Origin of the sequence: Bengtsoniella intestinalis, assembly GCF_039719005.1 — a bacterium.
Lineage (GTDB): Bacteria > Bacillota > Clostridia > Oscillospirales > Oscillospiraceae > Oscillibacter > Oscillibacter intestinalis.
Genome location: NZ_CP133584.1, coordinates 736,922 through 757,915 on the forward strand (window position 1 = coordinate 736,922; position 20,994 = coordinate 757,915).

The following is a 20,994-nucleotide window of genomic DNA, read 5'->3' on the forward strand; positions in this document are numbered from 1 at the left end:
TTTTAAATGTATCAAATAAAGTTTTCAAATAAATAGCCTCCTCATCTTTTGTTGAGATTAATCTTTGGTCAAAACAATGTCTTCTAGTTTCCGCTTTGGCACATAATGCACATCATTTTCGTCTCGATAATAGGCAATATTCGCCCCTTCATCCACTTCTACAATTTCGATGGCTTCATCAGGTTTGCCAAAAGCAACAATCAGCACAGGGGACAGCTGCTCAGGCAGAGACAGCATCTCCTTCACCGTTTTGGCATTATAATTACCAATCATGCAACCACCCAAGCCTTCGCTGGCGGCGGCTAACAACATGGTTTGCGCCACAATACCCACATCTTTTTGATAGCGAGGCAAAGAGTCACCCAAATTCATATCTTGGCAAATCACAATAAACGCAGTGGGGCACTTGCCTTCGTGGGGCAGGGTCAACTCTGGCAGAGCCCGTGCCCAACCTGTGGCGGTTTGCAAGGTTGCCACTTCGTCTTGCTCCCACACCAAATAGTATCGAAAGGGTTGGGCATTGACACTGGACGGGGCATAGCGTGCGCAGTCCACATAAGAGAGCAACATTTCCTTGGTGAAGAGGTAGCTACTGTCATAGCCGCGGTAGCTACGGCTGTGTTTGACGATGTCTAAAAACATAATAAAATCTCCTTTTTAAATGGTACGTATAAATCAAGGGAATTGCCGATCTGGCAATTCCCTTGATTGCGTTGTCACGCTTACTTGCGATAATTGGTGTGCCAAATGGTTTCGGCATAGTCAGCGATGGAGCGATCAGCAGAGAACAGACCAGAGCGAGCAATGTTGTGCAGGCTCATTTTATTCCATGCGGTGGGATCAGCATAAGTGGCGCTCATGCGTGCTTCTGCCTTGGCATAGTCAGCAAAGTCGGCCAACAGCAGATATTCATCGGCACAGCTACCGTGGTTGCCGTAGACCAAACGTTGATACAGATCATCATAACGCACACCGTCACGGAAGCCATTGCGCAGCGCATCCAAAGCACGGTGCAAAGTGGCGTTTTCTTGGTAAATCCGTTGGGGATCGTAACCGTCACGAATGAGTTGTTCCACTTCGTGGGCATGGAGACCGAATAGGAACATATTTTCGTCGCCTAGCAAACCGTGCATTTCCACGTTGGCACCGTCCAAAGTACCCACAGTGAGAGCACCATTCATCATGAACTTCATGTTGCCAGTACCAGAGGCTTCTTTACCAGCGGTAGAAATTTGTTGAGAGACTTCCGACGCAGGGATGAGCTGTTCAGCCAGAGACACACGATAGTTTTCTAGGAACACCACTTGTAACTTGCCTTTGCAAGCAGGGTTGTGGTCGATTTCATCAGACAGAGAGTTAATCAAATGGATGATACGCTTGGCCACTTGATAGCCAGGGGCTGCCTTGGCACCAAAGAGGAAGGTGTGGGGCACGGTAATGGCATTGGGGTCGTCTTGTAACTTTTGATACAGGGAAATGATATGAACCACGTTGAGCAGTTGACGCTTGTACTCGTGGAGACGCTTCACTTGCACATCAAAGATGGAATCGGGATTCAAGATGACACCACGGGTCTTTTTAGCGTGCTTGGCAAAGCGCACTTTGTTGGCGTGCTTGATTTCAGCCAGCTTTGCCAGCACTGTTTTATCGTCAGCAAAGGCATCCAGCTTCATCATATCGTCTGCATGAGACAAATAGCGGTTGCTACCAGTCAACTCGCAAATCAAGCTGTCCATTTCTGGGTTGATTTCACTGAGCCAGCGGCGATGGTCAATGCCGTTGGTGACGTTTTTAAACTTATGGGGTTCCATGTTGCATGCGTTTTTAAACACATCTTTACGGAGAATTTCAGAGTGCAAACCGCTGACGCCGTTGACAGCCATACCGCCAGCGATGCACAGGTTTGCCATACGGATTTCTCCATTCCAGACAATGGCCATATCGGCAGTGATGCTGTGGTTGTGGAAGTGATTATCCACCTTAGCTTGCCAACGGTTGGAAATTTCTTGGACGATTTGCCAAATGCGAGGCAACAAGGTTTGGAACAGGTCTTGAGGCCAGCGTTCCAGTGCTTCTGCCAGCACGGTGTGGTTGGTGTAAGCCACGGCTTGGGTGGTGATGTCCCATGCTTGTTCCCAATCCAAGCCAGCTTCATCGATGAAAATACGCATCAATTCGGGGACAACCAGTGCAGGGTGGGTGTCGTTGATTTGGATGACGTTATATTCATGGAAGTTGGTCAAGGGGCGGCCTGCTTCCACGTGCTTTTGCACAATGTGTTGCACGGTGGCGGAGACGAAGAAGTATTGTTGTTTCAAGCGCAAAGATTTGCCTTCGTAGTGGTTGTCTTCAGGGTAGAGCACCTTGGCGATGACTTCTGCCATGGCTTCTTCTTCGGTGGCTTTCATGTATTCCCCACGGGAGTACATGGACATATCCACTTGTTTGGTGGGTTGGGCATCCCAGAGACGCAAGGTGTTCACGTGGTCGGTATCGTAGCCAGCGATTTCCATGTCACAGGGTACAGCACGCACCACTTGGCCGCCTTCGTGGACAATGTGCAAATACCCATTATCCCATTGGTCGCGGACGGTGCCGCCAAAGCGCACCCATTTGGTGTCTTCAGGACGGGGCAACAGCCAAGCTTCGCCCACATCTTTCCAGCTGTCGGGCAATTCCACTTGTTGGCCGTCTACGATTTTTTGCTTGAAAATACCCAAGTCATAGCAGATGGAGTAGCCAGTGGCAGGGATTTCCAAGGTGGTCATGCTGTCGATATAGCAAGCGGCCAAGCGACCCAAGCCACCGTTGCCAAGTGCGGCATCGGGTTCGGCTTCAAATACATCGGCAGGGGTAAAGCCCATGTTGGTCAAGGCTTCGTTGAGCATTTTCAAAGAGCCAAGATTATACGCATTTTTCATCAAGCTACGACCCATCAAAAATTCCAGAGATAGGTAGTGGACTTGCTTGTCGCCTTGTTTACGGGTTTTGGTGCGCGTTTCCACGCCACGAATGGCGATGCGGTCACGCATCACACGTGCACAAGCACGGACGATTTCGGCTTCTGTGGCATCTTCAGGTGCCTTGCCAAAGTGAATCATCAGCTTGTCGGTGATGGCTTGTTGCAGGGTTTCGGTGGTAAAGTTTTTCATACGGACTCCTTAGGGGTGTCATGCCCTCTTGACAGAGGGCATGACTAAAATTTTATTCTTCAGTCGCCTTTTTAGGAGCGGCTTTTTTGCGAGGGGCACGCTTTTTGGGCGCTGGTGCAGATTCTGCCACAGGGGCTTCCACAGGGGCAACAACTGCCACTTTTTTAGGACGGCCACGTTTTTTGGGTGCCTCTTCTACAAGAACTTCTTCTTTTGCAGGGGTTTTGGGCACGGTTTTTTTACGAGGGGCACGCTTTTTAGGGGCTGGTGCAACTTCTGCAATTGGTACAGATTCAGGCTCAGTTGCTGGAATTTCTTGGGAGGTAATCGTTTCCGTAACAATTACTTCTAATTGTACTACATCTTCCCCCTCAATTGCAACCTCTTTTACCAAATTTTTACCAGAAATTTCTTCGTACATAGCCAAATATGCCTTTGCACTGCTATTCCAGCTAAAATCACTTTCCATGGCACGGCCTCTGAGCTTGGCAAATTCTTCTGGGAAATCCTTGTACAGATACACGGCACGGCGCAGTGCATCCACCAATTCTGCCCCTGTATAGCCAGCGAAGCTAAAGCCATTGCCGCTGTCTTGGATATGGTCATAAGGTTGAACAGAGTCTTTCAGGCCGCCAGTTTCACGCACCACAGGCACGGTGCCGTAGCGCATAGCAATCATTTGACTCAGGCCACAAGGTTCACTCTTAGAGGGCATGACATACAAGTCAGACCCAGCGTAAATAGCAGAAGACAATGCTTCGTTATAGTCAAGACGCACGGCGATACGACCAGGATATTCAGTTTGTGCCCAGCGGAAGAATTCTTCATACACTTCGTCGCCCTTGCCCAACACCACCAGTTGCATGGGCAGTTCCATCATGGCAGCAATTTGTTGGCACATCAAATCCAAACCCTTATGGCTCACCAGACGAGACACCAAGCCCACCACAGGGATGTTGGGTTCTTGAGGCAGACCCATCATGTCTTGCAACGCTTGCTTACAAGCGGCCTTACCAGCCAAATCGTCTTTGGAGAAAGTGGCGGCAATGAGGCCATCGGTGGCAGGATTATAGCGCACCAAATCGATACCGTTCAAAATGCCACGCATTTTGTGGGCATTTTTTTGCAGGACACTATCCAGACCGTGGGCAAAATAGGGATCCATCAATTCTTTTGCATAGGTGGGAGAAACGGCATTCAAAGCCCCGGCGGTCAAAATGGCACCCTTGAGCAGGTTCACACAGCCGTCCATAATCATGGTGCCGTCAGTGGCCCAGCCTTGGTCTAAGCCAAACAGCTCACCCATAGAGTATGCGTTATATTTGCCTTGATATTCGATGTTGTGGATAGACAAAGAAGTGGCGATACCATGGTATTTTTCTTCACGGACGCTTAAATCTTCCAGATACACAGGCACCAATGCGCTTTGCCAGTCGTTGCAGTGAATCACATCAGGCCAAGAGGCCAGATGGTCAAGCATCCGCACCACAGCACGGGAGAAGAAGCCAAAGCGTTCGCCGTCGTCGATGTGACCGTACAGGGTGGGGCGATTAAAGTACTGTTCATTGTCGATGAAATACCAAGTGACCCCGTCTTGCTTGGTCATAAACAGGCCGCAATAGCAGTTGCGCCAGCCCAAATCCACATAGTCATAGCACACAAACTCTAACTTGTCAGCAAATTTGGCCTTCACGCTTTGATACAATGGCAACACCACAGACACATCGGCACCTTCTGCTGCCAAAGCAAGAGGCAAAGAGCCAGCCACGTCGGCCAGACCGCCAGTCTTGCAAAAAGGAGCTGCTTCGCTGGTTACGTATAGAATATTCATAATAAAAATTCCTTTCTTCAGTCAAATGTGGATGAACAACTTTCTAACTCCGAAGACGGGCGACCACAGGTCGCCCCTACAACGGAAGATTAACAATTGATAGATTTTTGCACAAGGCTTCTCCATACCCCCAGCATTCGCTGGGGTACCCGTTGGGCGTGCAAAAAGTCGTCACGCACCTGCCATGGGGCTGCGCCCCTTCTGGGCTAACGCCCAGCCCCTCTGACGTGGGGTGGCAGGATTGTATATATAAAACAGGGTATGGACGACCTGTACCCCAGGGGGCAGGCTCTGGTCGTCCGCCGTTTCCCTAACATTTGAAGTGGGGGAAATGTTGCTCACTTCCCCCCACGACGTTGTGGTTTTATTGTTTCGTATGGTTATACTTTGCTCCCCTTGGAGATGACAATGGGATAATTGGCGTTGCCACGAAGGTTACACCCTTCGGATACGTCCACATATTTATCGGCAATCAAATAGGACAGCTTGGCACCCTTACGCACCACGCAACCCTTGAACAAGATACAATTGGACACGCTGGCGCCTTCTTCCACGATGACACCGGGGAAGAGGACGGAGTTTTCCACAATACCTTCAATGAAGCAACCATCAGGAATTAAAGTGCTGGCGCATTCAGCAGAGGGGGCAATGTAGGCCGACGCCATGTCAGCACCCTTGGCACGGATGGGGCGAGACTTGTTGAACAAATCACTGCGAATATCAGCTTGCAAAATTTGCATACTGCAGTTGTAATATTCTTGTACAGTCCGCACTTGAGCGGCAAAACCGCTCCACAAATAGCTGCGAATGTTCAATTCATTGCTCTTATCGGACAGCATTTTACGCCACAGAACTTGGTCATGGCTGGCGGCATCGTCTACCAATTGTAGCAACAACTTGGTGGAAATCACATAGGTTTCCAAGCCACGATAGCCACGAGGACGGTGCAGATTATAGGCCACGTCCTTCACTTTGCCATTGTCATCGATGTCAAAATAGGTGCCATTTTCTGTGTAGAAGCTGTCATTGCCACACACGCAGGTGATGTCTGCGCCAGAGGCGATGTGACTGTCTACAATGTCACGCAGGGGCAGGTTTGCCACCAAGTCGCCGTCCATCAACACCACATAGGATTGACGGATGGAGGCCAAATAAGAACGCACGCAAACCAACGCATCTAAACGGCCACGGAAGTCGCCTTGTGCCAGTTTGCTTTGATAATCGAACATGGGCAGGACTTTCATGCCACCACGTTTGCGGCTCAAATCCCAGTCTTTGCCAGTGCCCAAGTGGTCGAGAATACTTTGGTATTTCCCTTGTAACACCACGCCCACGTCCATAGCGCCAGCGTTGACCATGGCAGAGAGGGGGAAGTCAACGGCACGATACCGTCCGCCGAAAGGCACAGAGGCGGAAGCACGGCTTTCGCCCAATTCTTTTAAAGAGTTTTCTCGTTGATAGGAGAAAATAATCCCGTGAATACTTTTCATCTTGCTACCTCCTGACCATCAGCGCCCAGCATTTTACCAGCAGGTACCACAGTGTTTTCTGCCAGTTCCAAGTGGGGTGCCAGAACGGTTAAGCCCCAGTTTTCCAATGTTTCTTCAGGGCGTCCACCCACAGAGCAACCTGCACCCACGATGCAACCTTCGCCCAAAATGGCATAGCGTACGGTGGCACCAGCGCCAACCTTGGCACCAGGCAACAATACAGAATATTCCACCACGGCGCCTTCTGCCACGTCAACTTCTTGTGCCAGCACAGAGTTTTCCACGGTGCCGTACAGGTGAGAACCACGGTTGATGGCGCTGTGTTTGACACGACCAGCGTCACCGATGTAGGCAGGGTGAGAAGCCAGAGAACGCGCGTAGATGGGCCAGCTGTTGTCGGTCAAATCCAAGCCAGAGGAACGGCTGAGCATATCCATGTTGGCATCCCAGAGGGAGTCCAAAGTGCCCACGTCTTTCCAGTAGCCTTCAAAACGATAGGCCGCCATCACTTCTTGGTTGCCCAACATATTGGGAATGATGTTTTTACCGAAATCATTTTCAGAGTTGGGGTCAGCTTCGTCATTGGTTAGGTATTCACGGAGCTTTTTCCAGTCGAACACATAGATGCCCATAGAAGCCAGATTGCTCTTGGGTTCCTTGGGTTTTTCAGCGAATTCGGTGATTTTGTCGTCGCCGTCCACGCTCATGATACCAAAGCGAGAGGCTTCAGCCCAGGGCACTTCCATGACGGAGATGGTGCAAGCGGCGTCTGCTTCTTTGTGGCGTGCCACCATTTTGGCATAGTCCATTTTGTAAATATGGTCACCAGAGAGAATGACCACGGTGTCTGGGTCATACATATCGATGAAGCCCAAGTTTTGGTAGATGGCGTTGGCGGTGCCTTTGTACCACGTGCCACCGTCAGCCCCTTGATAGGGAGGCAGGATGTGAACGCCACCTGTGGAAGCATCCAAGTCCCAAGGTTGGCCACTGCCGATGTAGCTGTTGAGCTCCAGAGGGCGATACTGGGTCAACACGCCCACCGTGTCGATGCCGGAGTTGGTGCAATTGGAGAGGGGGAAGTCGATGATGCGGTACTTCCCACCAAAGGGCACCGCAGGCTTGGCCATCTCGCCAGTCAGCACATATAACCGACTGCCTTGACCACCAGCCAGAAGCATGGCTACACAATCTTTTTTCATTTCGTCGTCTCCTTGTTGCGTAATTTGGGAAGGCGTCCTTCCCCTTTAAAGAATACTGTGCCAAATGCAGGGATATCCACGGCAATGGATTGTTCCTTACCGTGAGAGGGGATATGATCGACTGCGACGATGGGGGTTTGTCCCACATCATCACCGCCATAGAGTTGGCTATCTGTGTTGAAAGCCAGAGAATATTGTTTATGGGCATAACAACCGAAGCGATACCCAGAATACACATTAGGAGAGAAGTTGATGGCGCAGATTAAATCCTTGCCAGCGATATCTTTGCGAGCGAAGACCACCACTTGATTGTCGTTGTCGTCAGCCACAATCCATTCAAAACCAGACCAGTCAAAATCGATTTGCCAGAGGGCTTTTTGCTTTTTATAGAAGGCGTTGGCATCTTTAAAGAATTGGTGGGTTTGTTTGCCCAAATCTTTTTCAAGCAGATGCCAGTCCAGTTCACCCGAGGATTTCCATTCGTTCCACTGACCCACTTCTGGGCCCATGAACATCAGCTTTTTGCCGGGGTGCGCCAGCAAATAGGCATAGAACCCACGCAGGCACCGCAATTGGTTTTCATAATCACCGGGCATTTTCCCCACAACAGAGCCCTTCATATGAACAACTTCATCATGGCTCATGGGCAAGACAAAGTTTTCAGAGAAGGCGTACATCATGGAGAAGGTGATGTCTTTGTGGTGATGTTGGCGGAAATAGGGATCCAGTTTTAAGTAGTGGCACATATCGTTCATCCAACCCATGTTCCACTTCAGGTTAAATCCTAAGCCACCTTGGTCAACTGGATACGATACCAGAGGCCAAGAGGTGGATTCTTCGGCAATCATCAGCACATTGGAGTTGATAGAAAACGCCATTTGGTTTAGCTTTTGCAAGAAAGCTACCGCTTCCAAATTTTCGCGTCCACCGTGGATGTTGGGGAGCCACTCTTCCCCTTCACGGCCATAATCGAGGTACAGCATGGAGGCCACAGCGTCCACACGCAACCCGTCGATGTGGTATTCTTCTAACCAAAAACGGGCAGAGGACAGCAAAAAGCTAATGACTTCGGGCTTGCCGTAGTCAAAAATACGGGTGCCCCAGCCAGCGTGCTCCTGCATACAGGGCACGGTGTATTCGTAACAGCAACTGCCGTCAAATTCGTAAAGCCCTTGGGCATCTTTGCAGAAGTGAGCAGGCACCCAGTCTAAAATCACGCTGATGCCTTTTTTATGTAGGTGGTTGATAAACCACTTGAAATCGTCAGGGGTGCCGAAGCGAGAGGTTGGGGCGAAGTAGCCTGTGCACTGATAGCCCCAAGAGTCATCCAAGGGATGCTCGGTGATGGGCAGCAACTCAATGGCGTTGTAACCCATTTCTTTGACATAAGTTGCCAGTTGGCGCGCCAAATCTTTATAGTCGATAAAGTCCCCATTTTCGTGCAATTTCCAAGAGCCAAGGTGGACTTCATAGATGTTCAACGGTGCTTGGTAGACAGGATTTGCCTCTTGCTTTTTCAAAAAGGCATTGTCGCCCCATTTGAAGTCTTTAAAGTGATACAGCTTCGATGCGGTGGCAGGACGGGTTTCCGTGTGAAATCCATAGGGGTCGGCTTTCAAGCGCTGTTCCCCATCGGCACCGATGACCGAGAATTTGTAGGCAGTGTATGGCTTTAAGTCAGGGATAAACCCCTCCCAAATTTCACCACGTTGCTTCATGGTGTTGGCGGTGGTGTCCCAGTTGTTGAAATCCCCCACCACGCTGACAGCTTTGGCCTTGGGTGCCCATACGCAAAACTCCCAGCCCTCTTTGCCACGGTGGGTGGCAGGATGGGCGCCAAAGTGACGGTAGGCGGCACTGCAATGGCCTTGGTGGTAGCTCTCAATCCAGTCATATCTTCCCATGGGTTCTCCTCTTTCGTTTCTCGCTTTTGTGCATTTTGCCAGTTTCCCTTGCAAAGGAATTCAAATATTGTTCATAATTCATTATACTATCTAAATGACCAAACGTCAAGGTAAACAATTTAAAATTTTTGGAAAATCTGTCATATATTACCATTTTACCAAAAATCATGGATACAATCTGTCGAAATGGCTGTGACAAAAAAAACTTGCATTTTACATATAAAGTGGTATGATAGAGTTAGTTAATAGCAACTCTATGAAAATGAGGTTTTTATGATGACACATATTGATATTATTTCTGGCTTTTTAGGGGCTGGGAAAACCACGCTAATTAAAAAATTATTGCAAGAAGCCTATCCCGATGAAAAGCTGGTTTTGATTGAAAACGAGTTTGGCTCTGTGAACATTGACGGCGGCTTTTTGAAGGAATCTGGAGTGGAGATTTCTGAAATGTCTGCTGGGTGCATCTGTTGCTCTTTGGTGGGCGATTTCACCCAAGCTCTGCTGGACGTTCATGCCCAATTTAGCCCAGACCGCATCTTGATTGAGCCCTCTGGCGTGGGCAAATTATCTGACGTGATTGCCGCCGTAGAGCGCACCACCGCCCAATCTGGGGACATGGTGCTGGGCAGTGCTGTCACCGTGGCAGACGGGCTGAAGGTAAAGGTGTACGAGAAAAACTTTGGCGAATTTTATATCGACCAAGTCTCTCACGCTGGTGCCATCTTCCTCTCTCGCACCCAAAAGCTGTCCCAAGAAAAAATCCAAGCCGCTGTGGATTTACTGCGCACCCACAACGCCACGGCCGCCATTGTCACCACCCCATGGGACGAGCTGTCTGCCATGACCATGAAAGAAGCCATGACCGCCCCCTCTTTGGAACAAGATTTATTGACTCAAGTGCAAGCGCATCACCACGAACACGACGAACACTGCGCTTGCGGTCACGACCATCATGAGCATCACCACGAACACGACGAACACTGCACTTGCGGTCATGACCATCATGACCATCACCACGAACACGACGAACACTGCGCTTGCGGTCACGACCATCATGACCATCACCACGAACACGGCGAACACTGCGCTTGCGGTCACGACCATCATGGTCACCATCATGCTGAAGATGTGTTCACCAGCTGGGGCATAGAAACTCCACATATGTTTACCAAGGCACAGCTTGAATTTGCACTGGATGCGTTGGATGGCGGCGAATTTGGCATGGTACTGCGCGCCAAGGGCATTGTGCCCACTGGCGACGGCTGGTTTGAATTTGACTATGTACCCGGCGAAGTGAATCTACGCCCAGCCAAAGCCGACTACACTGGGCGCTTGTGCGTCATTGGCGCTGGCATTGATAATAGCCAGCTAGCCACCCTATTTGGACTATAAGGAGACACCATGGAATTACCCGTATATTTAATTGCTGGCTTTTTAGACAGCGGCAAAACCACCTTTTTGAACGGTATTTTAGAAGATGGCTTCGCCCATGATGCCAAAACCCTCCTCTTGTGCTGCGAGGAAGGGGACGTAGAATACTCTGAACAAGCATTATATAATGTAACTGTCGTAAAAGTGGATGAATTTGAAACCTTCTCTCCAGAGTTTTTAACCGCTATGGAGCACAAATATCAACCCCAACAAATTGTCATTGAATGCAATGGTATGTGGTCATTGCCAGACCTATGCAACAAGCGCTTACCCAGCAACTGGTTGGTGTACCAAGTGATGGTATTTGTGGAGGCAGAAACTTTTGAAATTTACTCCCGCAACATGAGCCAGCTGATGATGGAAAAAATTATGAATGCCGATTTGTTGGTGTTCAACCGTTGCACCGAGGAATTGAAGGCTCAGCTCCGCAGTCGCAATCTGCGCATGGTGAACCGCCGCGCCGACATTTTCCTTGAGGACGATGGCGAAGAAGCTGAAGATTATATCAACGACCAAACCCCACCCTTTAATATGGATGGGGATGTGGTGACGATTCCTGACGAAGATTTCGGCATTTTTTATGTGGATGTGATGGATTATCCAGAACGGTACGCTGGCAAAACCATTGATTTGAGCTTGGTCATGTGCCACTCCAAAACCTTCCCCAACACCTTTGTGCCCGGTCGATTTGCCATGACTTGTTGCGCCGATGACATTGAGTTTTTGGGCGTGGTGGCCACTGGTGATTTGGCGCAATTTGAAGATTATCAATGGCTTAACGTCACCGCCACTGTGTCCACTGTGGAGCACGCCGCCTACCAAGGCAAGGGTCCACAATTGAATATTCTCACAGCAAAAGTGGGTGATAAACCAGAAAATGACGTGGTTAGCTTCTAAAAAGCAAAAAAGGTACCACCTTGCGCTAAAATACCAAATAGTATCACAAAATTTAGTTATAAACTGTATAAAATGAACTTGTAATTTTTTCCAAATAGTTTATAATAAGTATAACTGATAAAAATGGGGGTGGTACTTACAGTGAGACCAGAGATCATCGCACATGCCGTCTTGAACGAAATGGACGATATCATTTATATTGCTGATCCAAAATCGTATGAGCTGTATTATATCAATCCAAGCCTTCACAACAAGCTGGGCAATCCTTGCGAGGATGAATGGCACCGTAAAAAGTGTTATAAAATTTTACAAGGTTTAGATGCACCTTGTCCCTTCTGCACCAATCATCTTTTGAACCACGACACCTTTTACAGCTGGGAACATTATAACCCCTTATTGGACTCTCATTTTGCTGTACAAGACAAGCTGGTTACCTTCAACGGTGTGGAAGCCAAGTTAGAATTTGCCAAAGACATCTCCTCCCGTATTAAGTTGGAGCAAGATTTGAGTCGCCAACTGGAGGCGCAACGCGTGCTCAACAACTGCATCTCTTTGCTGCATACCTCCGAAGCACCTGAAGTCTCTATCAACAAATTGCTTGGGTTGGTGGCGCAGTATCATGATGCCGAGCGTGGATATATTTTCATGTTAGCAGAAAGAAACACCAAACTGAACAACTCCCACGAATGGTGCGCCGATGGTGTGGAACCTCAAATCCACCTTTTACAAGGCGTGGACAGTTCTGTATGCGACAGCTGGTTCAAAAAATTCAAAGAAGATGGCCTATTCTTCATTGACTCTCTCCATGATGAAGTCCCCGTTGATTCTGAAGAATATCGCATTTTGGATATGCAGGGCATTCAATCTCTAACCACAGCCCCCCTTTACAATACCAACGGCTCATTTATGGGCTTCATCGGCGTAGATAATCCCAAGCGGTATATCAAAGAAACCACCATCATCCGCGCAGTGTCTAGTTTCGTGGCTGATTTTATCGACAAGAGTCGCCAAATGGAAAAACTGTACCATGTAAGTTATTTTGATAACCTCACGGGCATGCGTAACCGTAACAGCTATAGCAAAATGATTGCTGATTTCCGTAAAAATCCGCCCAGCCGTTTGGGCGTTGTCTATGTGGATATCAACGGTTTGAAAGCTGTGAATGATTTATACGGCCACCAAGAAGGTGACAAGTATATCAGAAAGTTAGGCGTATTTTTAAACGATTTGTACAACGAATGCGCTTTCCGCATCGGTGGCGATGAGTTTGTGATGCTCTGCCCCGAAAAAGAAGAATGGTGCTACTATGATCGCCTTGGCAAGCTACGGGCTTTTATTGAAAGTGGTGAATTCCCTCTGGCTGCCCTTGGTTATTGCTGGCGCAACCACGACTGCAACGTCATTGAGCAAATTGAAATTGCAGACCACATGATGTACAAAAGCAAAGAAGAACAATACGGCAAATATATTGATAAAAGCGAGTTATTCCGCCACAAATACTTGCCAAAATAATGATAAACAACAAAAAGGAACCCCACAGCCGTGGGGTTCCTTTTTGTTGTTTACGCTTTTAACACTTGCCTTCTTGCGTGAGTTTTTCGCAGGAAACTACAAAGACCGCTTCAGGCATAGGTCGGGCATAGTAGAACCCTTGCCCCACATCGCACCCAATTTCTCTCAGATAATTGAGTTGATCTGCCGTTTCGATGCCTTCTGCCACCGTTTCCAAATCCAAATCTTTGGCAATTTCAATGACATGGTTTAGAATACTGTTGCCACGTTTATCGTCCAAAGCATCGATGATAAATTCACGGTCGATTTTCAAGGTATCCAAATCCATGTACCGCAAACGAGACAACGAGGAAACCCCAGTGCCAAAGTCGTCGATAGAAATGGTGAATCCCATATGTTGTAATGCCTTGAGGGATGCTTGGATTGCACTGTTGGCCACGAAGGCAGTCTCTGTGATTTCCAAGTCGATTTGCGCTGGCACAACTTGATATTGATTCAAAATTTCCATCACCCGCTCTACCACATCCTCTTGCAACATAGTCACCCCAGAGAGGTTGACCGATAGCCGCGGGACGGCCAGATGCTGATAGGTTTGTAAAAATTTGCACGTATGGCTGAGCACATAATAATCTAGCGTTTGGATAAAGCCATTTTTCTCAAACAACGGAATGAATCGATTGGGGGAATCACGGTGCCGTCTTTGATCCACCGCACCAATACTTCAGCGCCAATTGTGCGCTCTGTTTTCAACTCAAACTTGGGCTGGTAATACAGCACAAACTCTTCGTTTTGAATGGCAGGCACCATTTCTGTGGTAATACGGTTGCTGATGGTGGAAGCCTCTGCCATTTCCGCGGTAAAATAATAGCAGGTGAAGCCTATGGTACCTTTGCCGTGGGTGCGTGCAATATTGGCATAGTCAATCATAATATTGATGTCCATGGAGGGGTCTTTCACTTCATAGATACCCATGCTAAAGGTGGTGTGGGCGACAATATCCAACTGGGTATAGATACTATGTTGCAATTCCTTTTCAAATGCCAACCATTGCTCAGTCGAGCCCTGTCCATCACGCTCAAAGAACATTAAAAAATGGTCACCTGTGGCACGGGCAAACAAAGTCGTGGGTGTTAGCCGTTGCCCAATGTTTCTGGCAATGATTTTCAACAGCTCAGAGCCTGTTTGATAGCCATACATTTCATTGATATGTTTGAAATTATCAATGTCCATAGACAGGAAATCGTATTGAATGGTCGGGTTTTTCTCCATCAAAACCTGTGCATCTTGCATCAACTTTCGCTTGGAAGACAGACCAGTCAATTCATCATAATCAATGATTTTAGACAACAGGAGCCGCCGTTTGCGCTCAGATACAATGGCAGAAATCACAATCAAAACCATGATACCCACCACCAAGTTGAACACAACCCAAGGGTTATCTTTTATCATGGTCAAAAGGGATGTGGCTTGGGGGGTGACGGCATACTCAATCAATGCCGCATCCAACACACTTTGGTCAAGATTGGCGATGAGTTTGTTGAACACAGTTAGCTCTTCTGCCGTTAAATCTTCAGAAAATGCCATCACAAATTCCAAGTCATCATCCACGGTAGATGCAATAAAATCTTGGTTTTGAAATTGGTCACGAATCATATTGAAAGAGATAACTGTAAAGAGAATGCTGTCCACTTCGTCTGCATCAAAGGCCTCTTGCAGTTCAGACACGGTGGCATACTGCACCACTTCTCTGCCGTAGAGTTTGCCATCCTCAAGGAGATTGCTGATGCGATAATCGCTGGCCACGCCAATGGTCTCGATGGTTTCTTTGTTTGTACGGTCTAGAAGTAGACAGGGCAGAGATAAGTAAGAGCCACTTTCATAGGGGAAGCCCAGCGCTAGCGTGTCGTCTGTTGCGGCCACCAAAAAGTCAATGTTTTGGCAGTCTTCAATGGTGGCAGAATCATCTAGCTCCACATATTCAAAGGAAATATTCCCAGCTTCGCTCAGCATATCCAGCATGACAAAAGCCACGCCTTCTAGTTCGCCGTTTCCATTTTCTTGTAGCAACGGGGAATTGAAATTGCGCACCCCCACTGTATAGGTGCCTTTTTCCTGCAACAAGGCATAGTTTTCCTCGGAAATATAGGCGTTTGCGGTATAGTTGTAGGAGCTGTATTTCAAAGCCAGTTGGGATTCAAACACAGGCTCAGCAGCCTTTAAGGCAATGAGCGCTTGGTCTATCTCATCTAACAGCGCTTGACTTTCAGGTGCGCCCACAAAATATACTGGTTGGGCATCGATATAGGTGACCACAGTCAAGCCCAGCTGCGTTTGCAGGGACGACATGAACACATAGTCCACCTCGTTCATCCCCAGTGTGATGTTCAATTCTAAGCTGGGCAACACCATAATATCAGCATCAATGCCCTGTTCTTGCAAGAAGTTGGTTAAAACGCTATAATCGGGGTAATAATCAGGCACACCAATGGTGGAACCATCAAGGGCTGATAAATCGTCAATCAGGCCTTGCGCGTTGTCCACGCTGGCCAAAATCAAGGTGCATTCACCAAAGTTCTCAGATGTATAGCATACATCCCCAGCAGCGGTTTCGAACATAGGGCCAATGATATCGATTTCTCCACTGTCTAATTTGTCCAATCCATCTTGCCAACTGGTACAAGAGACAAAGTTTAATGTATAGTCGCCATCCATATAAGCTAAAAGACCATTTAAATATTCATAGCCGTACCCTTTGGTATCTTCATAGAAGGCAGAGGTCACGGTGCCATATTTAGCCACATAGCCTACATTGATTTCACTGGGTTGTTCCACAGCGCAAACGCCCAATGTTAAACATGAAAACAGCACAATAAGTGCTATTAAAAATTTCAACTTTTTCATTTAGCACATTTCATCCCATTCTCAATGAGTATTTAGACGCAACAAAAGGAATTGCAAACATTTCCAAAAATGTTACAACCGAAAGGAAAATACGTCATACTTTTCACGGTTTCTATTATAGCACTCTGCGCAAGGGATTTCAAGTTTCAAACACTACCTTTTACAGAATTTTCCTGATATTTCGCGTAACTTTTTTCTACAAAGTCCGCGATACAACTACAAAAAGCAGAAGATATGTCTTTGAATCACCACTTTACACCAAATTCCATTGCCAAAAATAGGTTTTTAGGATGTAAAATCTAGGAAAAGTAAGGTTACATCTAAAAACGAAGTGCGCGAACTGTAACAAAATACAAAATATAGGGATAGAAACACGGCAGGACTGCCTAAAGTCTACAGCGCGGACTGCCCTATTATCCCCAAGGATTTCATTGGCGCAAGTTGTGACAATGAATCTTTCCACCCCTAAAAACAGGAAATTTCTATAAAAAACCGTTCAGTCTAATAAACTGAACGGTTTTTTATAGATAGTGTGCCAAAAAAAGATACTGAAGCCCCCATTAAAAAATAGGCTGTGCATCGTCTCCATCATCAGAGATGAACATCTCCTCTGTAACCAATTGTGCTTGCTTCAATTTCTCAGTTAATTCAGCCAAAGCGACAGTTGTGCCTTCCAATGTTTGTACGGTCATTTCCAAAACTTCGATGGAAGTGGCCATGCGCCCTGCTAAGTGATAATACATAGACTTATAATCAGGCATAAGTATGCTCCCTTCACCCCAAATTGATAAATATAGTATACTCCATAAATTCATATCTTGTCAATGGAGAAGATGCAAGCATTAACAGCCTATTTCTTTTGGTGGTGTTATGGGGATTTGGATAACCGCTTGGGTGCCTGCGCCTAGCTGACTTGTGATGTCAACACTGCCGCCAGCCATCATTTGGATGCGGCGTGTGCTATTTTTCAGGCCGATGGACTTGGTTTTTTTCAAAACGCTAGTGTCAAATCCAAGTCCGTTATCCGAAATGGTAATCCAGATAGCGCCGTCTCTCTTGCATGTGGTGATGGTGAGGGTGCCGTGATGACCCGTTCTCCGCAGACCGTGAAGCAGTGCGTTTTCCACCATGGGTTGGAGCGTCAGGGGCGGAATATCGAACTCTGTCTCTTCCAAGTCTAATTCATAGATAAAACTATCGGGAAAACGCAATTTTTCGATGGCTAGGGTGCTCTTTACCAGCATCAGCTCTTGCTGAAAGGGAATCATGTCACTTTCGTTGATGAGATGCATATAAGTGCGCATATAGGATGCAAACGTGCGAATAGCTTCATCCGCTTGTATGGCATCTTGTTTGCACAGAGCGCTAATGGTATTGAGGGTGTTGAAGAAAAAATGTGCTTTAATCTGGTGTGCCAGCACCACTTTTTGTCCGTTGGCAACGCCATCTAGGGCGCTGACCTCAGGGTCAATCTTGGTTTCAGATTGGATGATAAAATCTCCGTTTACCTCTACGGGGTTTCCCACTTCATCTCGGTTTACCACATAGTTTGCGGTATATCGGAGCAATTCACCCTGGAGACTGTAAAAACGGAAGGACCCTTCTGGTGGCTCCCCTCGATACATCCGCTCGATGACCGCTATATAGTCGTCTTTATCGTCTTCGCAGAGGTAATTGTAGGTAAAAACAGGTTCTGGGAAGTTTTCCATCACCATGGACATATGAAATTCCGACTCCATCGCAGGGTCAAAAAACTCCATCCGTCTGGTTTTGACATCCAAATGGAAGGGATAGGAGTACGCCGCATCAGAAATGGTATCATAATAGGTGTTTTGCTGTGCCATCCGCTGTAGTTCGTGGACACTGAGGGCGAAAATCATATAGACCTCTGTCTGGGTTTCATCCACATAGGAAATGTGAATATCATAATGTTCTTCCTCGTGGGTGGTGGTTTTCATATTGATGTGGCGCAAAACGCTTTTCCCTGTGGTTTGCAGTTCTTGGCGCATGGCCATATGAATCGTCTGGGCAGAGGGGGCATGGGTCATACTATTGGCGATGTCTTTGGCAGTGGTCTGGGCACCAATGGTGAACAGAGACTGGGATATGCTGTTGCTCAATACGATTTTTTCGGTTCGAATGTCCACAATCATAGCTGGTTGTGGCATTAGCTCTATGAGATTGTATACCGCTGTAGCGTGCTCCAAGGTGATGCCCCCTCTGGTGTAATAAATATGGTAGTATTATACATCGATTGAAAATAGATTTCAAGAATAAAATCCATAAACGTATCGTCCCATCTGAGTGGTAAATCGATTTGCCCATACCGAAACCGCAATCGTTCTCCCGACCCATACCTTTTCACTCTTCACTGTTACTTATTACTTCCAAAAAATTCAGGGTACTGTCAAGAGTTATGCGCAAATTAGTTTGCAGTCTCGTTTCAAAAGAAGTCAACCAGCAATAGAGGCATCCTCGTAGGTCGTCTCTAGATGCTTCATGTTCATATATTTCTTGTTACCCCACTGGGTGCCAGCCACGTGGCGGAGCCGTGCACAGACCAGCATAAGGGCGGAGTTTCCGTCAGGGAACGTCCCCACCACTCTAGTGCGCCTGCGGATCTCACGGTTCAGTCGCTCAATCACATTGTTCGTACGGATACGCACCCAGTGCTCGTACAATAAAATAATTGCACTACTCTCTTCATTCATAACAGCATATTAAAAACTTTCTAAGGTAAAGGGATCAGAAATTATTGTTATTTACTCGACTTGAGAACTCCATTGCGTTTTTCTATTGTCAACACTAAAGATTTTATAATCTTAAGCATATTTTCCGTATTTTCAGAATCTATACTACTTTCTAACTGGGATATCAAGTCAACTATTTGTGATTCAAATGCTTTTGCGTCAGCTGTAGATCTACTGGGACTAGCATGAAGCAAATCATAAACACGTTCTATTTCTTTCTTTAATTTCTTATCCGTGATAACTCTAGAAATAGGCTTTATTCTAGCAGAACATTCTTTAATAAAGTCAACTTCAATTTGTTGCTTTTTTGCTTGGTCTGCAGTGTGTTCATTGGCCAGTAAATGTGATAACAATAGGACTAAATATACGCCTGCAATAATTATCTGCACAACTAAGGCATAGTTTATGGTTTCTTGTTTCCATACAATGAAAACAACGCCTACTACAAGCTCCACTAAAAAATAAGTCGAGGATACCGCTTGTAGCGCATAACCGAATATAGTTGCACTTATACTCTTTCTAGTTAAAAATGGAGTTATACATACCATCAGATAAGAAAAATGAATAAACCCATAGGAAATCCACGTAGATGTTGGATGAGAATTGCCTCCCATGACAAAAAACACAGTGTTAAAGACAATCAAAAACACAAGATCCAGCAAAATCCATAATACGGTTTTTTTATTCATAATCGCTCCCTCTACATTCTTTTTAAAATCTCTGCTTTTTTCGCATCATATTCAAATTGCTCAATTAGCCCTGCATCTAATAATTTTTTAAGTTTACTCAAAACTTCTACAGGGTCTTCTTCTACATGGGTTTCTGCATTGGAAGTTTGGTTTTGTACTGTTTGTTGCGTAAATCTTCCAGAAGGTGCTTTCGTGATTGGCGATTGATTTTGTACTGCTTGAGGCGTAAAACCATTATTCATAGGAGCGAAAATATTTTGCGCCATGGCACCAAATGCACCACCTGCGCCAACGCCCATGCCTAACCCAGCGCCTGCTGCAGCAATCCCACCAGCCCCTGGGTTTTCCGCCAGGGTACCAAGTATATTAACCGCCTGCTGTTTACCCCAATCATCACCCAAAGTCTCCATAACACTTTTATCACCTTGGGCATTTCTGATTTTGGCGATCTGTTCCATTTGTGATTCATCGATAACATCATATTTTGTTGTATCAATATCGAGCCCCGCTAAAGAAAATTTGACACATTTGAGTCCGTAATCATATAAAGCATCGTCGATAAATGGTTCAATATGTTCTGACAACTCATCCATATAGGCATCAATACCAATCAGTTCTTGCTGTAATCCGTTTAAGAACTTTGATACTGCAGATTTAATCTTCCCTTGAAATTCACTGGAAAAATACTTTTCTAGCTCGTCTTGAAATTGGAAGGGAACGTTATTGCCAACAAGTTTTTCTAAAAATTTCGCAGGATTTTCTACTCTCACTTTGTATGCACCACGCACTCGTGCATCGGTACGGATGTTGTATACCTTATCCCGAACTTGAATAGGACTTTCTGTGCCCCACCGAATTTCTTTACTATCTGCCTTTCGGACGAAGTAGACCACGCAGTTAAACGTGCTAATTCCCCCAGAAAAAGCATTGCGTAGGCGACTGATAAAAGGATAGTTTTCGGTGGATAGTTTATATGTGCCATTTTCGAAAACTTGCTCAATGGTGCCACCTTTAATAAAAATCGCTTCTTCTCCAGGCATTACCACAAGCGTAGAATTCGTATTAAAATCTTCCTCTGGCTGACGCCAAATCAAAAGTTCGCCCGGACCTGAATTTTTAATAACATCAGTCCAATGTTTTTTGCCCCCCACATAGGCACTTTCGTTTGGGTTTTTAGAAAATAGACCCATAGTTGTTCCTCCTCTTTGTACGCATACCTGATTTAGCTATAA

Annotated in this window: 15 protein-coding genes and 1 pseudogene; 3 read left to right on the forward strand and 13 right to left on the reverse strand. The window is 46.6% G+C overall.

Annotated features, from left to right (window positions below):
• Nucleotides 1-57 precede the first annotated feature (57 nt).
• From RFF05_RS03655 to glgB, 6 genes are all read right to left on the reverse strand, one after another.
• The gene (locus tag RFF05_RS03655) at nt 58-642 is read right to left on the reverse strand and encodes a nitroreductase family protein (protein ID WP_409969061.1); all 585 of its coding nucleotides are present in this window, start codon (nt 640-642) and stop codon (nt 58-60) included.
• An 80-nt stretch (nt 643-722) separates the two neighbouring features.
• Nucleotides 723-3,152 (reverse strand): glycogen/starch/alpha-glucan phosphorylase, encoded by a 2,430-nt coding sequence (locus RFF05_RS03660; protein ID WP_409969062.1) that lies wholly within the window; start codon nt 3,150-3,152, stop codon nt 723-725.
• Between the two features lie 52 nt (nt 3,153-3,204).
• On the reverse strand, nt 3,205-4,983 hold the full coding sequence (gene glgA, locus RFF05_RS03665; RefSeq protein ID WP_409969063.1) for a glycogen synthase GlgA: 1,779 nt from the start codon (nt 4,981-4,983) through the stop codon (nt 3,205-3,207).
• A gap of 380 nt (nt 4,984-5,363) precedes the next feature.
• Nucleotides 5,364-6,473 carry a glucose-1-phosphate adenylyltransferase subunit GlgD gene (glgD, locus tag RFF05_RS03670; RefSeq protein WP_409969064.1) on the reverse strand — a complete coding sequence of 370 codons (1,110 nt, stop codon included), beginning with the start codon at nt 6,471-6,473 and terminating at the stop codon, nt 5,364-5,366.
• Nucleotides 6,470-7,675, reverse strand: a complete 1,206-nt coding sequence (locus RFF05_RS03675) for a glucose-1-phosphate adenylyltransferase (RefSeq protein WP_409969065.1) — start codon at nt 7,673-7,675, stop codon at nt 6,470-6,472. The genes glgD and RFF05_RS03675 overlap by 4 nt, the downstream gene beginning before the upstream one ends.
• Entirely contained in the window at nt 7,672-9,579 is a 1,908-nt protein-coding gene (gene glgB / locus RFF05_RS03680) for a 1,4-alpha-glucan branching protein GlgB (protein ID WP_409969066.1), read from the reverse strand. The genes RFF05_RS03675 and glgB overlap by 4 nt, the downstream gene beginning before the upstream one ends.
• Before the next feature lie 276 nt (nt 9,580-9,855).
• Between glgB and RFF05_RS03685 the strand changes: the two genes are divergently transcribed.
• The 3 genes from RFF05_RS03685 to RFF05_RS03695 all read left to right on the forward strand — a co-directional run bounded on the left by RFF05_RS03685 (nt 9,856) and on the right by RFF05_RS03695 (nt 13,422).
• The gene (locus RFF05_RS03685; RefSeq protein ID WP_409970072.1) at nt 9,856-10,974 is read left to right on the forward strand and encodes a CobW family GTP-binding protein; all 1,119 of its coding nucleotides are present in this window, start codon (nt 9,856-9,858) and stop codon (nt 10,972-10,974) included.
• A 9-nt stretch (nt 10,975-10,983) separates the two neighbouring features.
• Nucleotides 10,984-11,910, forward strand: a complete 927-nt coding sequence (locus tag RFF05_RS03690) for a GTP-binding protein (RefSeq protein ID WP_409969067.1) — start codon at nt 10,984-10,986, stop codon at nt 11,908-11,910.
• 180 nt (nt 11,911-12,090) lie between these two features.
• Nucleotides 12,091-13,422, forward strand: a complete 1,332-nt coding sequence (locus RFF05_RS03695; RefSeq protein WP_409969068.1) for a diguanylate cyclase — start codon at nt 12,091-12,093, stop codon at nt 13,420-13,422.
• 58 nt (nt 13,423-13,480) lie between these two features.
• Here the strand turns inward: RFF05_RS03695 and RFF05_RS03700 are convergent, their stop codons facing one another.
• The 7 genes and pseudogenes from RFF05_RS03700 to RFF05_RS03730 all read right to left on the reverse strand — a co-directional run bounded on the left by RFF05_RS03700 (nt 13,481) and on the right by RFF05_RS03730 (nt 20,952).
• Entirely contained in the window at nt 13,481-14,086 is a 606-nt protein-coding gene (locus tag RFF05_RS03700; RefSeq protein ID WP_409969069.1) for an EAL domain-containing protein, read from the reverse strand.
• A complete protein-coding gene (locus RFF05_RS03705) occupies nt 14,053-16,323 on the reverse strand; it encodes a diguanylate cyclase domain-containing protein (protein ID WP_409969070.1) in 2,271 nt (756 codons plus the stop codon). The genes RFF05_RS03700 and RFF05_RS03705 overlap by 34 nt, the downstream gene beginning before the upstream one ends.
• Before the next feature lie 560 nt (nt 16,324-16,883).
• Nucleotides 16,884-17,084, reverse strand: a complete 201-nt coding sequence (locus RFF05_RS03710) for a hypothetical protein (RefSeq protein WP_409969071.1) — start codon at nt 17,082-17,084, stop codon at nt 16,884-16,886.
• A gap of 81 nt (nt 17,085-17,165) precedes the next feature.
• Nucleotides 17,166-18,530: a sensor histidine kinase gene (locus RFF05_RS03715; protein ID WP_409969072.1), complete on the reverse strand. Its 1,365-nt coding sequence runs from the start codon at nt 18,528-18,530 to the stop codon at nt 17,166-17,168.
• A 246-nt stretch (nt 18,531-18,776) separates the two neighbouring features.
• Nucleotides 18,777-19,001, reverse strand: a pseudogene (locus tag RFF05_RS03720) (transposase); the annotation flags it as partial.
• Between the two features lie 80 nt (nt 19,002-19,081).
• Nucleotides 19,082-19,762, reverse strand: coding sequence for a hypothetical protein (locus tag RFF05_RS03725; protein WP_409969073.1), 681 nt, complete (start codon nt 19,760-19,762; stop codon nt 19,082-19,084).
• 11 nt (nt 19,763-19,773) lie between these two features.
• A complete protein-coding gene (locus RFF05_RS03730; protein WP_409969074.1) occupies nt 19,774-20,952 on the reverse strand; it encodes an SPFH domain-containing protein in 1,179 nt (392 codons plus the stop codon).
• Nucleotides 20,953-20,994: the final 42 nt, after the last annotated feature.

Excerpts from the sequence above, each read along its gene's own strand:
- RFF05_RS03685 (WP_409970072.1), top strand. The coding sequence starts at position 9,856 with ATGACACATATTGATATTATTTCTGGCTTTTTAGGGGCTGGGAAAACC.
- RFF05_RS03725 (WP_409969073.1), bottom strand. The coding sequence starts at position 19,762 with ATGAATAAAAAAACCGTATTATGGATTTTGCTGGATCTTGTGTTTTTG.
- glgD (WP_409969064.1), bottom strand. The coding sequence starts at position 6,473 with ATGAAAAGTATTCACGGGATTATTTTCTCCTATCAACGAGAAAACTCT.
- RFF05_RS03695 (WP_409969068.1), top strand. The coding sequence starts at position 12,091 with ATGGACGATATCATTTATATTGCTGATCCAAAATCGTATGAGCTGTAT.
- RFF05_RS03655 (WP_409969061.1), bottom strand. The coding sequence starts at position 642 with ATGTTTTTAGACATCGTCAAACACAGCCGTAGCTACCGCGGCTATGAC.
- RFF05_RS03675 (WP_409969065.1), bottom strand. The coding sequence starts at position 7,675 with ATGAAAAAAGATTGTGTAGCCATGCTTCTGGCTGGTGGTCAAGGCAGT.
- glgB (WP_409969066.1), bottom strand. The coding sequence starts at position 9,579 with ATGGGAAGATATGACTGGATTGAGAGCTACCACCAAGGCCATTGCAGT.
- RFF05_RS03690 (WP_409969067.1), top strand. The coding sequence starts at position 10,984 with ATGGAATTACCCGTATATTTAATTGCTGGCTTTTTAGACAGCGGCAAA.
- RFF05_RS03705 (WP_409969070.1), bottom strand. The coding sequence starts at position 16,323 with ATGAAAAAGTTGAAATTTTTAATAGCACTTATTGTGCTGTTTTCATGT.
- RFF05_RS03710 (WP_409969071.1), bottom strand. The coding sequence starts at position 17,084 with ATGCCTGATTATAAGTCTATGTATTATCACTTAGCAGGGCGCATGGCC.
- RFF05_RS03660 (WP_409969062.1), bottom strand. The coding sequence starts at position 3,152 with ATGAAAAACTTTACCACCGAAACCCTGCAACAAGCCATCACCGACAAG.
- glgA (WP_409969063.1), bottom strand. The coding sequence starts at position 4,983 with ATGAATATTCTATACGTAACCAGCGAAGCAGCTCCTTTTTGCAAGACT.
- RFF05_RS03730 (WP_409969074.1), bottom strand. The coding sequence starts at position 20,952 with ATGGGTCTATTTTCTAAAAACCCAAACGAAAGTGCCTATGTGGGGGGC.